The organism is Arthrobacter sp. FW306-05-C, from assembly GCF_021801725.1.
Lineage (GTDB): Bacteria > Actinomycetota > Actinomycetes > Actinomycetales > Micrococcaceae > Arthrobacter.
The window spans coordinates 2,365,360-2,380,661 of record NZ_CP084556.1; the positions used below are offsets into that span (position 1 = coordinate 2,365,360).

Sequence of the window (15,302 nt, forward strand, 5' to 3'; positions counted from 1 at the left end):
AGCCCGACGACGAGGAGGACCCTTGGCGGCCAGTTCACGCAGTGCACGCGAAGCAAAACGGCGCATCCAGCAAATGGAGGCCAAGCGTGAGCTCCGGCGCGGCCAGGAGAAGCGGCGGAAGCGCGACAACCTCGTGGCCGCCGGTGCCGGGGCCGCCGCCGTGGTGCTCGCCGTCGTCCTCCAACTCACCGCGTTCGCCGGCAATCCCACGGAAGCCGAATACGCTGCTGCGCAGGCGGGATTGACGGAGCCCTCCGCTTCCCCAAGCTCCTCCCCCACACCCTCCGCGCCGGCAACGAATGGACCGAACATCCCGGCTGCGGATACGGCGGCCGGCAAGACGTTCTCCGGCCAGCTGCTGCTGAACGGCAACCCGCTGGGCGTGGAAGTGGACGGGACCAAGGCCCCGCAGGCTGCCGCCGTGTTCAAGTCCCTCAGCGACGAAGGCTATTTCAACGGCAAGACGTGCCACCGGCTGACCACCGCAGACAAGTTCGGCGTCCTGCAGTGCGGCTCCCCCAAGGGAGACGGGCAGGGCGACCCGAACTACACGTGGGGTCCGCTCGAGAACACCCCGGCTAACAGCACCTACCCTGCCGGCACCATCGCCGTTGCCCGCACAGGCAACAACGCGTACGGCAACGGGACACAGTTCTTTATTGTCTACAAGGACACGGTCATTCCGGCGGATGCCGCCGGGGGCTACACCGTTGTAGGAAAGGTCACCTCCGGGCTCGACGTCGTCTCCACCATCGCGGCCGCAGGAATCACACCGGGAGCCAGCGACACGGACGGCGCGCCAAAACAACCAGTCACGATAGACTCGTTTTCTCTGAAGTAGGAAGCCGGGCCGGACTGGCCACGGTGAGTACGTGAGTATTTCCCTCCAAGCGAAAGACTTTTAGCGGTGACAGACAGTCAAAAATCCGACGAAACAGCAACAGACCTGACCGAAACGGCGGCCCCCGCCGCCGGCGAAGGTACCGGTCCTGATGCGAATGCCGAGCAGTCATCTGCCGCGCCCGAGGCTCCCGCAGCGCCCTCGGCGGCTGCGCCGGCCCCCGGGCCCCGGCCGTCTGCACCGTCTCCTGCCGCTTTCGCCTCCCGGCCCAAGCCGGCCGCGGCCGCACCCGCCGCCGCACCGGCTCCTGCCGCACCCAGCACCTCCGTCGCCGAGGCGTCCAAATGGGGCCGGGTGGAGGGCGACGGCCACGTCTACCTGAAGATCGACGACGGCGAGCACCCCGTGGGCCAGTACCCCGGCGTCAGCGACGACGAAGCCCTGCTGTACTTTGCGCGGAAGTACGACGACGTCGTGGCTCAGATCGTTCTGCTGGAACAGCGGGTCACCTCCAAGGCCCCCAGCACCGACATGCAGAAGACGGTGACGCACCTGCATGAGCAGCTTGCCGAGCGGAACATGGTGGGCGACCTCCGGGCTGCGGAAGCGCGCCTGGATAAGCTGTCCGGCCAGATCGCGGAGCTGGAAAAGGCCGAGAAAGCAGAGCACGACGCCGTGCGGGCCGCCGAGCTCGCAGCGCGTGAAGCCATTGTTGCCGAGGCGGAGCAGATTTCCGGCCAGGATCCCGCCCAGACACAGTGGAAGACCTCCAGCGCCCGCATGAACGAGCTTTTCGAAAACTGGAAAGCCGCCCAGAAGAGCGGCGTCCGGCTGGGCCGCAGCAACGAAGACGCCCTCTGGAAGCGGTTCCGTGCTGCCCGCACCGTTTTCGACCGCCACCGCAGGGCATATTTCTCCCAGCTGGACAGCAACAACTCTGCGGCCAAGGCTGCCAAGGAGAAGCTGATTGCCGAAGCTGAAGCCCTGTCCACCTCCACGGACTGGGGCTACGCCGCCGGGGAATACCGCCGGCTGATGGACCAGTGGAAGGCATCGCCGCGTGCCAGCCGCAAGGACGATGACGCGCTGTGGGCACGCTTCCGCGCCGCGCAGGACGTCTTCTTCACGTCGCGCCAGGCCGCCAATGACGAGATCGACCAGGAATACGCCGCAAACCTTACCGTGAAGGAAGAACTGCTGGCCGAGGCCAACACCATCCTGCCGGTCAAGGACCTCGCCGCGGCCAAGAAGGCCCTGCAGTCCATCCGTGACCGCTGGGAAGAGGCCGGCAAGGTGCCGCGGGCAGACATGGGCCGGATCGAGGCCGGACTGCGGAAGGTCGAGGACGCCGTCCGCCACGCTGAGGAAGAGCAGTGGCAGCGGTCCAACCCTGAGCGCAAGGCACGCACCAACAGCGCGTTGTCCCAGTTGGAGTCCGCCATCGCCGGGCTCCAGGAAGACCTCGCCAAGGCAGAGAAGAGCGGCGACCAGCGCAAGATCAAGGCTGCCCAGGAAGCCCTTGAGGCGCGCCAGGCCTGGCTCGACCAGATCCAGCGCTCCGCCAGCGAGCTGTCCTGAACAACCCGTTGAGCTGACGGGCGCAGGCCCCGTTCCGGTTATCCACATAAACCGGGCGGGGCCTGTGCCGCTTAAGGGCGTCCCGGGCAGGATGGGGCTATGGCCACTCCTCCAACTCCATCCGCCGCCGGGCCAGGCAGGGCAGCCGGCCCGCCAGTTTCCCGTGCGGCTTGCCGGGAAAACCCGGCGGAATCCGGCGCAGCGCCCCGCTTTCCCGAGCTTTATGCTCCCGGCGGCCCCTTCGCCGGTCCGGAACTGCAGTCCCTCGCAGCGGACGGCCTGCTGGCCCGTTTCCATCAGCACGGCTACACGCTCCCCGGAATCCCTGCGTCCCCTCAGCTGCGTGCAAGGGCAGCGGCAGGGGCTGTACCGGCGGCAATACGGCAGCGCGTTGTTGCCGGGCGGATGACGGCGGCCTGGATCTACGGCTGTGCGGCTGAGCCTGACCGCCTGGCCCTGCTGGTGGATGCCAAGCGGAGGGTGTCCAGCCTGCGGAGCACGCGCGGCTGCACGTTGCATGAAGTGAAGCTTGGGCCGTTCGATGTGATCAGCCTGGGCGGGCTCATGGTGTCCAGCCCCCTGCGGACCGCGCTTGATATCGCCCTGCATGTGGAATCGGAGCGCGCCGTACCCGCACTCGCCGGCCTGCTGGCAAGGCCGCAGCAGGACGTGAAGCTGCGCCTCCTGGTCCGGGCCATCGAGGCAACACCCCGGGTGCCACACAAGCGGGCGGCGCTGGAAAAGCTTGCCCTGCTAGCTCCGGCGTTTGTTGCCGGTGGTGCGGTAGACGTCGAAGACCCCGTCGATCCGCCGGACGGCGCTCAGGACGTGGCTGAGGTACTTGGGGTCGCCCATCTCGAAAGCGAACTTTGAGATCGCCACGCGGTCCGTGGAGGTGTGGACGCTGGCGGCGAGGATGTTGACGTGGTTGTCCGACAGGACCCTGGTCACGTCGGAGAGCAGGGACTTGCGGTCCAGCGCCTCAACCTGGATTTCCACCAGGAAGACGCTCGACTGGGTTGGCGCCCAGTCCACGTCCACGATCCGGTCCGGCTGGTCCTTCAGGTCCGAGATGTTCGTGCAGTCAGTCCGGTGCACGGAAACACCGGAACCCCGGGTCACGAAACCGAGGATCGGATCCGGCGGAACGGGCGTGCAGCAGCGGGCGAGCTTGACCCAGACGTCGCCTACGCCGCGGACCACTACACCGGAGTCGGAGAAGCGGGCCTTGGTGACCTGGGTGGGGATGCTGACCTCTTCGACGTCATCATCGGCACTCTCATTGCCGCCCAGGCTTTCAATGAGCTTCTCCATGACCGACTGCGCGGACGTGTGTCCGTCGCCCACCCCGGCGTAAAGCCCGGAGATGTCGGCGTACTTGAACTCCTCCGCCACGGCGGCCAGGGCCTCGTGCGTCATCAGCCGCTGCAGCGGGAGGTTCTGCTTCCGCATGGCACGGGTCAGCAGTTCCTTGCCGCGGTCGATCGCTTCTTCGCGGCGTTCCTTGCTGAACCACTGCCGGATCTTGTTGCGTGCCCGGGCGCTCTTGACGAAGTGCTGCCAGTCCTGGCTGGGCCCCGCTCCCTCGGCCTTGGAGGTGAAGATTTCCACCCAGTCGCCGTGGTTCAGTTCGCTGTTGAGCGGGACCAGCTTGCCGTTGACCCTGGCGCCGATGGTGCGGTGGCCCACCTCCGTGTGGACTGCGTAGGCAAAGTCCACGGGTGTCGATCCCGCCGGCAGTGCCATGACTTCGCCCTTGGGGGTGAAGACGAACACTTCGCGGGCGTTGATTTCAAACCGGAGCGAGTCCAGGAACTCCCCCGGATCCGATGTCTCCTGCTGCCAGTCCACCAGGGACCGCAGCCACCCCATGTCGCCGTCGCGGGGACTTCCGGGACCCACGGCGGTGCGGTTCGGCTGGTCCTTGTACTTCCAGTGGGCCGCCACGCCGTATTCGGCCCGGCGGTGCATCTCATGCGTGCGGATCTGGATCTCCACCGGCTTGCCGCCCGGACCGATGACGGTGGTGTGCAGCGACTGGTACATGTTGAACTTCGGCATCGCGATGTAGTCCTTGAACCTGCCGGGCAGGGGGTTCCAGCGCGAATGCATGATACCCAGGGCGGCGTAGCAGTCCCGGACGGAGTCCACCAGGACGCGGACACCCATGAGGTCGTTGATGTCGTCGAAGTCCTTGTCGCGGACAATCATCTTTTGGTAGATGGAGTAGTAATGCTTGGGCCGGCCGGTGATGGTGGCCTTGATCCGGGCTCCGCGCAGGTCCTCCGTGATCTGGTCGCGGATGACGCCCAGGCTCTTTTCCCGCTCGGGGGTCCTGTCCCCCACCATCCGGACGATCTCCTCGTACACCTTGGGATACAGCGCCGCGAAGGACAGGTCCTCAAGCTCCCACTTGATGGTGTTCATACCCAGGCGGTGGGCCAGCGGTGCGAAGATCTCCAGGGTTTCCCGGGCTTTGCGGGCAGAGGATTCGGCCGAAACGAAGCGCCAGGTGCGGGCGTTATGCAGCCGGTCCGCCAGCTTGATCATCAGGACACGGATGTCCTTGGCCATGGCCACGACCATTTTTCGGACGGTCTCCGACTGGGCAGCCTCGCCGAAGCTGACTTTGTCCAGTTTGGTCACGCCGTCCACCAGCATTGCTACTTCCGGCCCGAAGTCCCGCTTCAGGTCGGCAAGCGTGTACGGAGTGTCTTCCACCGTGTCATGCAGCAGCGCTGCAGCCAGCGTCGTGCCGCTGAGTCCCAGTTCAGCGAGGATGGTTGCCACGGCCACGGGGTGGGTGATGTACGGATCCCCGCTCTTGCGCTTCTGCCCGCGGTGGCTGCGCTCGGCTACGTCAAAGGCGCGCTGGATGAGGTCGAAGTCCTCTTTGGGATTGTTGGCGCGGACGGTGCGGAGCAACGGTTCAAGGATGGGAGAGTACGTGGCTGGGCCGCGGCCGGTCAGGCGGGCAAGGCGGGAGCGGGTCCGCTCACGGCGGCCCGGGAACGTGGCGCGGGATCCTGAGTTGTCGACAGGAACCAGGGAACCAGGGCGCGCGGGCGTTGCCGCACCGGCTTGTACACCGGCAGGATTCTTATCTTCCTGTGCCGTTGGCGCCGACGCCGAACGTTCTTCCAATGAAGCACCCCTCACCACCGATTTAATTACCCCAGTCTATTCCTCCGGGCGGCGACTTTTATAACCGGGACAGAATAGTCAAGGGCCGGGTGACGCAATATCTGCATCACCCGGCCCTTGAGGGCTTTACAACTGCCTGTGGTTCCCCGTCAGGCTTCGCGGTTGCCGGTCAGGCTTGCGCCGGCGTCGCCGTCGTTGACCGCTCCGCAGCCCCGGCGCGGCGCTGCTCCACGCGCCGTGCCTGCTTGACCAAATCCGGTTCGCCCTGGCGGAGCCAGGCGTACATCGGCGCCGCCACGAAGATCGTCGCGGCGGTGCCGATCAGGATCCCGACGAACAGGGCGAGGGACAGGTCGCGGAGCGTTCCTGCGCCGAGGAGTCCGGCACCGATGAACAGAATGGCTCCGACGGGGAGGATGGCCACCATCATGGTGTTGATGGACCGCACCAGCGTCTGGTTGACCGCGAGGTTGACTTCCTCGGCGAAGGTCCGGCGCGTGGACGCGTCGATGCCGGAGGTGTTCTCGCGGATCTTGTCGAAGACCACCACGGTGTCGTACAGGGAGTAGCTGAGGACGGTCAGGAAGCCGATGATGGCCGACGGGGTCACCTCGAAGTCGCTCAGGGCGTAGACCCCGGCGGTGATGAACATGGTCACCGCCATGCCGGCAAGGGCCGAGAGGGACATCTTCCAGGTACGGAAGTACAGGGCCATGAGCAGGGCCGCCAGCAGCACGAACACCACCAGGCCGATCAGTGCCTGCTTTGTCACGTCAGCACCCCAGGTGGGGCCCACGAACGTGGATGTCACCTCGTTGTCCGTAACGCCATAGGCGCTGGTGAGGCCCTGCTTGATTTTGAGGGTTTCGTCGTCCGTCAGTTTGTCCGTCTGGATGCGCATGGTGTTGCCGGCCACGTTTGCCACGCGCGGAACGCTGCCGGATACAACGTCGGTGACGGCTTTCCCGCCGATGGCGGCATCGGTGGTCTTGACGTTGGAGACCGTGAATTCAGAGCCGCCGCGGAATTCAATACCGAGGTTGAAGCCGCCCATGGCCACCGGGATGATGATGGACAGGGCCACGCCCACCGCGGCGATGATGAACCAGATCTTCTTGGCGCCAACGAAGTCGTAGGAGCGCTTGCCCGAGTAAAGCTCGTTGCCGAAAGTGGAGAAGCCTGACATTACTTGTTCTCCTTCGCGGAGGTCTTGGACGAGCCAGCCAGCTGTTCCTGCTTTTCTGCCATGCGCCGTTCGGCGATGGTCATGCGGCGCTCGGCCTCGGCCGCTGCACCGGCGTTCTTGCTGCGGACCACCACAGGCCGCTCCTCGGGAGTACGGATCCGCCCGGCGCCGCGGTACAGCGGCACCGCGCCCAGCCGTTCGGGGTCCAGGCCGGAGAACTTGTGGCCTTCACCGAAGAAACGGGTGCGGGCCAGAAGCTGCAGCGTGGGGTGGGTGAACATGAACACCACGATGAGGTCGGCAATGGCGGTCAGGCCCAGGGTGAAGGCGAAACCGCGCACGTTGCCCACGGCGACGAAGTACAGGACGAGCGCGGCCAGCAGGTTGACGGCCTTGGACGCCAGGACGGTGCGCTTGGCCCGCTTCCAGCCGTTTTCGACCGCGGACACCAGGCCGCGCCCTTCACGCAGTTCGTCACGGATGCGCTCAAAGTAGACGATGAACGAGTCAGCTGTCTGGCCGATGGCCACGATGATGCCCGCAACGCCCGCAAGGGACAGCCGGTAGTTCTCGGTCCAGCCGAGGATGGCGATGGCCAGGTAGGTCAGGGCACCGGCCACCACCAGGGAGGCAATGGTCACGAAGCCCAGGGCCCGGTACTGGAACAGCGAGTAGACCACCACGAGCAGGAGCCCGATCAGGCCGGCCAACAATCCCATGCGCAACTGTTCCCCACCAAGCGTGGCGGAAATCTGCTGCTCGCTCTGGATGTCGAAGCTGATGGGAAGGGCGCCGAACTTCAGCTGGTCGGACAGGGCCTTGGCGGTCTGCTCGGTGAAGCCGCCGGTGATCTGCGGACGTCCGTCGGTGATGACGGCCAGCGCACGCGGCGCGGAGATGACCTGGTCGTCCAGGACGATGGCGAACTGCGCCTTGGGGTCGCTGCCCGACTGCCCGCCGGCGGCCGTGTAGAACTGGTTCAGGCGCTCGGTGACCTCTTTGAACTTCGCGGTACCTTCGGCGTCGAACTGGATGTTGACGGCCCACTCATTGGTGACCGCGCCCTGGGCGCCCTGCTGCAGCTGGAAGGACGAAGTGACGATGTTGCTGCCCTTCACCTCCACGGGACCCAGGATGTACTTGATCGCCGGGGACTTGTCGGTGGCAGGCTCGCAGGTGACCAGCGGCTTCGTGGGATCTGACCGCTGGGACTTCTCGGCTGCGGGGCTGTTGCAGTCAAGTGTCTCGAACTGCTTGTAGATCTCGGGTGTGATCCAGTTGGTGTCGCTGCTGTTCGCCGGGGCAGCCGTCGGCTTGGGGAGCTGGGCCTCAGGGGTCTGCGACTCCGGCGGCACCGGTGCGCCGTCACCATTGAGCAGCACGGGGCGGAAATTCATGTCCGCGGAGGCCTGGATCAGGTTCCGGGTTTCGGCGGAAGGCGTGCCGGGAAGGCTGACCACCACGTTGCGCCCGGACTGGGTGCTGATTTCCGCTTCGGAGACGCCCGAGCCGTCAACGCGCTGGCGGATGATCGCCACGGCCTGGTTGAGCTGCTGCTCGTTGATGTCCGATCCGCCCTCCACCTTCGGGGCGAGGATCATCTGGGTGCCGCCCTCCAGGTCCAGGGCGAGTTTGGGCGCCCAGCTGGCCTGTCCGGCGATGGTGCCGCCGGCCAGGACGGCGGTCAGCGCCGCCAGGAGTACGCCAAGCCAGACCAGGACGCGGAGCCCCGGCTTCTTGCGGCCAGTTCGTGCCATTGTCGATCTTTCTCTTATTCGCGGAGGAACCGCCGGCGCAGGCCATGGCCGCGCCGGCGGTGGTCCGCAGCGGTAGAGGGAGGAAAGGGGCCAGCGGGCCTAGCTGTCCTTCTTGCCCTCGTCGTTGAGGCGCTTCAGGTTTTCTTCCGGAGTCTCCGCGCCGGTGGCGGTGCTCCCGGTCTCCGGGGTGGTGAGGGAGGACGCATCGTCCGGTACCACAGGGGAAGCAGCGGCGGGCTCGGCCTCAGGGGTGGTTTCCACGGCAGGCTCGATGACCTTGGTGACGGCCTGGCGGTGGACGGTGGCCAGGTTGCCGGGGGAAAGTTCAAGCGTGACCTTGTTGTCGGCCTCGTCGATGTCCACGATCCGGCCGAAAAGGCCAAAACTGGTCATGACCTCCACGCCCGGGCCAAACTTCGACTGGAGCTCTGCCTGCTGCTGCTGCGTCTTCTTGTTGCGGCGGAACATCATGAAGATGAACACGCCGAGCATGACGAACAGGAGAATTGACATTGGATCCAAGGGGAATTCCGTTCTTTTTCTGGTACAGCTGGTTTTCCAGCGACGTCGGCTTCGCTTCGGCCGGGGCGGGCTGGTGATGCAGGCAGAGCGCCTGACTTTTCCTTCCCCAAGCGACGGGGGCGTCAGGGCCACCCGCGAAACAAAGACCCGAACGTGCCGGGCGTCATACCAGTCTAAAGGGAAAAGCTGAAGGGAGCCTGCTATTGGCCCTCCGCGACCCATTCCCCCGCCGCGGAAGCGTCCCCGCCGGGCTCGAAAAGGTCCAGCTGCTCCTGCGCGAACACGTTGGACGGGATGGCGTAGCCAAGGTGCGTCCACGCAGCCGCCAGCGCGATCCTGCCGCGGGGCGTGCGGCCCAGCAGGCCTTCGCGGACCAGGAAGGGTTCGGCGACGGTTTCCACCGTTTCGGTTTCCTCACCCACGGCAATAGCGAGGGTGGAGAGGCCCACGGGACCGCCGCCGAATTTGGTAATGAGGGCGTCCAGGACCGCCCGGTCCAGCCGGTCCAGGCCTTTCTTGTCCACTTCATACATGTCCAGGGCAGCGGAGGCGGCCCTTGCATCGATTTGTTCGATGCCGTGCACCAGCGCCCAGTCCCGGACACGGCGCAGCAGGCGGTTGGCGATACGCGGCGTACCGCGGGAACGGCCGGCGATCTCAGCGAATCCGGCGGAGTTGACCTTCAGGTCCAGCAGCCCGGCGGAACGGCGCAGAACCAGCTCCAGCTCGGGAACCGAGTAAAACTCGAGGTGCCCGGTGAACCCGAACCGGTCGCGCAGCGGTCCCGGGAGCAACCCGGCACGGGTGGTGGCCCCCACCAGGGTGAACGGCGGCAGTTCCAGGGGAATCGCAGTGGCGCCTGCACCCTTGCCCACGACAATGTCGACGCGGAAGTCCTCCATGGCCATGTACAGCATTTCCTCGGCCGGCCGGGACATGCGGTGGATCTCGTCGAGGAACAGGACCTCGCCTTCGGACAGCGAGGACAGGATGGCCGCGAGGTCGCCGGCGTGCTGGATGGCTGGTCCGCTGCTGAGGCGCAGCGGCGCGTTCATCTCCGCGGCGACGATCATGGCAAGGGTGGTCTTGCCCAGGCCGGGCGGGCCCGAGAACAGCACGTGGTCCGCTGTTCGCCCGCGCATCCGGGAGGCCTGCAGCACCAGCGACAGCTGCTTGCGCACCCGGTGCTGGCCAACGAAGTCGTCCAGGTTCTTGGGCCGCAGCGCGGCCTCGATGGCACGCTCTTCCGGTTCCTCCCCCGCGGCAACCAGTGAGGGTTCAGCCACGGGTGCCTACGCGGTTACCGGCGCGTGCGCCGTCCTGGCCGAGCCACCGGAGCGTGGTGCGGAGGATCTCGGGAACGTTGCCGCGGAAGGACACTTCGGGTTCGTCGGCCAGGGCTTTGTCGATACTGGTGGACGCGTCCTTCTCGGACCAGCCAAGGCTGGTCATTGCGGCCACCACCTGGGGCTTCCAGGCGGCCTCGGCAGGGGTTCCGGCTCCGGGGGCTGGAGCTGTCCCCTGCGGGACGAGCTTCCCTGCGAGTTCCAGCACAATCCTGCCCGCCACCTTGGGGCCGATGCCGGGGACCTTGGTGAAGGTCTTGCTGTCCCCCGTGTGTGCCGCCACCCTAATGGCTTCGGGGTCATGGACTGCCAGGACAGCAAGGGCAAGCCGGGGCCCGACTCCGCTGACGCTGAGCAGAACCTCGAAAACCTCGCGCTCGTCGTCGTCCGCGAAGCCAAAGAGCGTGAGCGAGTCCTCCCGCACGATCAGCGAGGTGAACACCTTGCCCTCTTCACCGACGCGGAGGTGGCTAAGGGTCTGCGGGGTGGCATAGACGCTCATCCCGGCACCGTTGAGGTCAATCACAGCCGTTGACAGGCCAACGTGCGCTACCGTTCCGCGGAGGAAACTGATCAAGGCCGGGCTCCCGTGGTACTGCGGGCCCGTTCGTGGGGCCCGGCTATCCGAACATATCTACGAATACCCTAGCAAGCAGCAGGGACAATCAGCGTGCGCGGCGCGCCTTTGCCTCCGCTTCGGCCCACGCGCGCTGGGCGGGCGTCAGGGATGAGCTGCCGGGACCGGTGGTGGCCACGGCGGCACCGCTGCCGGCGCGCCACGCATGCGTGATGGCCAGCGCCAGCGCGTCGGCGGCGTCGGCGGGGCGCGGAGGGGCATCCAGCCGGAGGATCTTGGTGACCAGTTTGGTCACGGCGTCCTTGTTGGAGGACCCGCTGCCGGTGACGGCTGCCTTAACCTCCGACGGCGTGTGCAGCGCCACCGGGATTCCCCGGCGTGCGGCCGCCGCGATCACCACGCCGGAGGCCTGGGCAACACCCATTACCGTGCTCACGTTGAGTTGCGAGAAAACGCGTTCGACGGCGAGTACTTCCGGTTCGTAGCGGTCCAGCCACTCGTCGATGGCGGTTGCGATTACCAGCAGCCGGCGGTCGAGGGTCTCGTCCGGGGACGTGCCCACGACGCCAACGGCGACCATGCTGGCGCGCCGGTTCCGTTCGACGTCCACGACGCCGATGCCGCAGCGGGTGAGGCCGGGATCAACACCGAGGACACGGAGGGTCACTTATGCTCCGCTCCGGCCGGGGAACCCGGCTTCGATTCCTGCGGGCTAGCGGGCAAGGTGGGACGTCACTCGGATTCCAGGGCAGCCTGGACGTCGTCGCTCAGGTCGGCGTTGCTGTAGACGTTCTGGACGTCGTCGAGGTCCTCGAGGGCATCGGCGAGCTTCAGGAACTTGCGGGCGCCGTCAACGTCCAGCTCAACCTGCATGGAGGGCACGAACTCCACTTCGTCCGTGTCGTATTCAATGCCGGCTTCCTTCAGCGCTTCACGGATGGCCTGCAGGTCGCCAGGCTCCGAGTGGATCTCGAAGGTCTCCCCGTTGTCCTTGACTTCCTCCGCACCTGCATCGAGGACGGCCATCAGGACGTCGTCCTCGCTGAGGCCGTTCTTGGGCAGGTTCACCACGCCCTTGCGGGTGAAGAGGTAGCTGACGGAGCCGGGGTCGGCAATGGTGCCGCCGTTGCGGGAGATGGCCAGGCGAACCTCTGATGCTGCCCGGTTCTTGTTGTCGGTAAGGCACTCGATCAGCAGGGCCGAGCCTTGCGGGCCGCGGGCCTCGTACATGATTTCGGTGTAGTCAACCACTTCGCCGGTGAGGCCGGCGCCGCGCTTGATGGCGCGGTCGATGTTGTCGTTGGGAACCGAGGTTTTCTTGGCCTTGGTGACGGCGAGTTCCAGACCGGGGTTGCCGGCGAGGTCCGGTCCGCCCATCCGGGCGGCAACTTCAATGTTCTTGATCAGTTTGGCGAACGACTTTGCGCGGCGGCTGTCAATGATCGCCTTTTTGTGCTTGGTCGTTGCCCATTTGGAGTGGCCTGACATGCTTTACGCTTCTCCTCTGATCATTCGGATAAAAAGTTCGTGTACGCGTTTCTCGCCGGTCACTTCCGGATGGAAGGAGGTGGCCAGCAACTGGCCGGAACGCACTGCCACAATTCTAGCCGCCCCCGGCAGCGATGCGGCGTGGGATGCATGGTGGGGGTCGGCCGGTTCCACCTGTGCCAGGACCTCCACGTCCTCTCCCACCCGTTCCACCCAGGGCCCGCGGATGAAGACTGCGTGCACCGGTTCCACGCCCGATTCGGTGGCGCTGAAGTCCAGGCCCTTGAAGTCCAGGTCGGTTTCGAAGGATTCGCGCTGGCGGCCGAAGGCGTTGCGGCGGACAGTAATGTCAAGGCCGCCGAAGGTCTGCTGCGGCGCACCGGACAGATCGGTTGCCGGATCGGCGATGTCGGACGCGAGCAGGATCATGCCTGCACAGGAGCCATACACGGGCAAACCCTCGCCGATGTATTTGCGGAGCGGATCGGCAAGCTCGAAGGCACGGGCCAGCTTATCGATGGCGGTGGACTCGCCGCCGGGGATAATGAGGCCGTCCAGGCCGTCCAGTTCCTCCGGGCGGCGCACGGGCACGCCTTGGGCGCCCGTGGCTTCCGCGGCACGCAGGTGCTCACGGAAGTCGCCCTGGAGGGCCAGGACACCGATTTTCAGGCCTGACCCCACGCGCGCCTGGGCAGCAGATGGGGGGTTTGTCATCTTTCCAGCATACGGCCCGGGCCGTATGGCTGGTGCCGCAGGCATCCTGCCGGCAAAGGTTGCATGCCGCTGCTGGGATATATTCAAAACATGGTCTTCTACAGTGTTCCGCTCGGCAAGCTGGTCCGCAGGGTGTCCCGGCTGCGGGGCGGCGGGTCCGCGCTGCCCGGCCTGGTGGTCGAGAAAATCGACCCCGGCTTCATGCGGCGGACGCTCACCACCCTGCCGCACGGTGTGGCGGTGGTCAGCGGCACCAACGGCAAAACCACCACCACCAAGATGGTGGTGGAACTGCTGGAAAGCCAGGGCCTGAAGGTTTTCACCAACCGCACCGGCAGCAATTTCACGCGGGGCGTGGCGGCGGCCCTCCTGGGTGAAGTGGACTGGCGCGGCCGGCTGGACGCGGACATTGCCGTCCTGGAGCTTGACGAAGCCCACGCGGTGCATTTCGTGAACAGTGTCCCGCCGCGCTACTGCCTGCTCCTTAACGTGCTGCGCGACCAGCTGGACCGCTTCGGCGAAATCGACAAGACCGCACAGCTCCTGCAGCACATTGCCGCCAAGACCACCGGAACCGTGGTCCTCAACCGCGAGGATCCGCGGGTGGCACGGATCGCAGACACCCTGACGGGTCAGGAGGTCAAGTACTTCGGCCTCGACGACTCCCTGCTGGCGACCTTCCCCAATGACGACGACATGCGGGCTGCTCCCGGAAGCCCCGCCCCGGCGGGCCTGCCGGAGAAGCCGGCCGCCGACGTCGTGCTCCGGAAAGTGGGCGCGGACAGTGCCGAGTTTGAGTACGACGGCGGTACGGTCACCACAGCGATGAAGCTGCGCGGCGTGTACAACATCTTCAATGCGGCCGCGGCCCTGACCCTGGCCCGCAGCATCTGCGGGGCAGGCGCCGCGACGGCGGACCACGCCACCTTGCTCGAGGCGTTGTCCAAGGTTGCCCCCGCCTTCGGGCGCGGTGAAAGCCTCACCGTGGACGGCCAGCCACTGGACCTGGTGTTGGTCAAGAACCCCAGCGGTTTCCGGCTGGGACTTAAATCCTTCCCTGCCGGCGGTTACGCCACCATGATCGCGATCAACGACAACTATGCCGACGGCCGGGACATGTCCTGGCTCTGGGACGTGGAGTTCGATTCCCTCCGGGAGGGCGGCGTGGAGCTGATCACCGGGTCCCGGGCCTACGACATGGCGCTGCGGTTGCAGTACGACGACGTCCAGGTCGGGGCCGTGGAGCCGGAGATCCCCGCCGCCCTCGCAGCCTTCGTCAGGGAGGGCCGGGGCAAGCCAAAGCGGATCTTCTGCACTTACACGGCGATGCTGGCCATTCGCCGCGAGCTGTCCAAAATCACCACCGTGGAGGTTGTCTCGTGAATCCGGCAGAAGCAGCGACAGCTGCCGCCCAGTCCAAAGGCACCCTCCGGGTAGTCCAGTTGTACCCCCGCGACATGAACATTTACGGCGACTGGGGCAATGCCCTGGTCCTGCAGCGGCGCATCGCCTGGCACGGGTACACCCCCGAACTGCTTGAGTACAACGTGGGCGACCCCTTCCCTGACGGCGTGGACATCATCGTGGGAGGCGGGGGCCAGGACAGCGGCCAACTGGTGATCCAGGACGACCTGCAGGCCCGGGCCGGAGAACTCAAGGAGTTGGCCGAGGACGGTGCGCCCATGCTGCTCATTTGCGGCCTCTACCAGCTCTTCGGCCGCTTCTTCAAGACCCGCACTGGCGCTGTTATCCCGGGTATCGGCGTCCTGGACGTGGAAACCCACGGCACCGACGAGCGCCTGATCGGCAACGTCAAGATTTCCACTCCAGAGTTCGGTGAGGTTTTGGGCTACGAGAACCACAGCGGACAGACGACGCTGGGCGCCGGTGTCAGGCCGCTCGGCACCGTCCCCAAGGGTATGGGGAACAACAGCAACGATGGCCATGAGGGCGCCCGCTACCGCAACATCGTGGCCAGCTACCTGCACGGCTCGCTGTTGCCCAAGAACCCGGCGATCGCGGACTTCCTCATCCGGACGGCTGCGGAGCGCAAATTCGGCAGCTTCTCCCCCGGCAACCCGGACGACACCTACGCCGTCCTCGCCAGGGAGCACGCTGCCCGCCGCCCCCGCTGAGCTGCGGTATCCGT

At 66.1% G+C, this 15,302-nt stretch carries 14 protein-coding genes; 5 read left to right on the top strand and 9 right to left on the bottom strand.

The genetic code is table 11. From position 1 onward, the window contains the following. The first annotated feature begins 22 nt into the window (after nt 1–22). The 3 genes from LFT44_RS10895 (at nt 23) to LFT44_RS10905 (ending at nt 3,292) form a co-directional block, all read left to right on the top strand. Nucleotides 23–841 (top strand): peptidylprolyl isomerase, encoded by an 819-nt coding sequence (locus LFT44_RS10895; RefSeq protein WP_236798474.1) that lies wholly within the window; start codon nt 23–25, stop codon nt 839–841. Between the two features lie 66 nt (nt 842–907). Further along, complete coding sequence (locus LFT44_RS10900; RefSeq protein WP_236798475.1) at nt 908–2,419, top strand: DUF349 domain-containing protein; 1,512 nt, start codon at nt 908–910, stop codon at nt 2,417–2,419. A gap of 99 nt (nt 2,420–2,518) precedes the next feature. After that, a complete protein-coding gene (locus LFT44_RS10905; RefSeq protein ID WP_236798476.1) occupies nt 2,519–3,292 on the top strand; it encodes a type IV toxin-antitoxin system AbiEi family antitoxin in 774 nt (257 codons plus the stop codon). Here the strand turns inward: LFT44_RS10905 and LFT44_RS10910 are convergent. The 9 genes from LFT44_RS10910 to pdxT form a co-directional block, all read right to left on the bottom strand. Next, nucleotides 3,173–5,563, bottom strand: coding sequence for a RelA/SpoT family protein (locus LFT44_RS10910; RefSeq protein ID WP_236798477.1), 2,391 nt, complete (start codon nt 5,561–5,563; stop codon nt 3,173–3,175). The two genes, LFT44_RS10905 and LFT44_RS10910, sit on opposite strands and share 120 nt — an antisense overlap. A gap of 169 nt (nt 5,564–5,732) precedes the next feature. Next, nucleotides 5,733–6,749, bottom strand: a complete 1,017-nt coding sequence (gene secF / locus LFT44_RS10915) for a protein translocase subunit SecF (protein WP_236798478.1) — start codon at nt 6,747–6,749, stop codon at nt 5,733–5,735. Beyond that, a complete protein-coding gene (gene secD / locus LFT44_RS10920; RefSeq protein WP_236798479.1) occupies nt 6,749–8,506 on the bottom strand; it encodes a protein translocase subunit SecD in 1,758 nt (585 codons plus the stop codon). Before secD ends, secF begins: the two co-directional genes overlap by 1 nt. Nucleotides 8,507–8,605: 99 nt before the next feature. Then, nucleotides 8,606–9,019 (bottom strand): preprotein translocase subunit YajC, encoded by a 414-nt coding sequence (yajC, locus tag LFT44_RS10925; RefSeq protein ID WP_236798480.1) that lies wholly within the window; start codon nt 9,017–9,019, stop codon nt 8,606–8,608. Nucleotides 9,020–9,228: 209 nt separating this feature from the next. Then, a complete protein-coding gene (ruvB, locus tag LFT44_RS10930) occupies nt 9,229–10,314 on the bottom strand; it encodes a Holliday junction branch migration DNA helicase RuvB (RefSeq protein ID WP_236798481.1) in 1,086 nt (361 codons plus the stop codon). Then, on the bottom strand, nt 10,307–10,951 hold the full coding sequence (ruvA, locus tag LFT44_RS10935; protein ID WP_236798482.1) for a Holliday junction branch migration protein RuvA: 645 nt from the start codon (nt 10,949–10,951) through the stop codon (nt 10,307–10,309). The genes ruvB and ruvA overlap by 8 nt, the downstream gene beginning before the upstream one ends. An 88-nt stretch (nt 10,952–11,039) precedes the next feature. Beyond that, entirely contained in the window at nt 11,040–11,618 is a 579-nt protein-coding gene (gene ruvC, locus LFT44_RS10940; RefSeq protein WP_159631890.1) for a crossover junction endodeoxyribonuclease RuvC, read from the bottom strand. A 65-nt stretch (nt 11,619–11,683) separates the two neighbouring features. Beyond that, nucleotides 11,684–12,439 (bottom strand): YebC/PmpR family DNA-binding transcriptional regulator, encoded by a 756-nt coding sequence (locus tag LFT44_RS10945; RefSeq protein ID WP_236798483.1) that lies wholly within the window; start codon nt 12,437–12,439, stop codon nt 11,684–11,686. A gap of 3 nt (nt 12,440–12,442) precedes the next feature. Further along, on the bottom strand, nt 12,443–13,153 hold the full coding sequence (gene pdxT, locus LFT44_RS10950; protein WP_236798484.1) for a pyridoxal 5'-phosphate synthase glutaminase subunit PdxT: 711 nt from the start codon (nt 13,151–13,153) through the stop codon (nt 12,443–12,445). Between the two features lie 90 nt (nt 13,154–13,243). Here pdxT and LFT44_RS10955 point away from each other — a divergent pair, with 90 nt between their 5' ends. After that, a complete protein-coding gene (locus LFT44_RS10955) occupies nt 13,244–14,536 on the top strand; it encodes a Mur ligase family protein (protein ID WP_236798485.1) in 1,293 nt (430 codons plus the stop codon). After that, on the top strand, nt 14,533–15,288 hold the full coding sequence (locus LFT44_RS10960) for a type 1 glutamine amidotransferase (RefSeq protein ID WP_236798486.1): 756 nt from the start codon (nt 14,533–14,535) through the stop codon (nt 15,286–15,288). The genes LFT44_RS10955 and LFT44_RS10960 overlap by 4 nt, the downstream gene beginning before the upstream one ends. Nucleotides 15,289–15,302 lie beyond the last annotated feature (14 nt).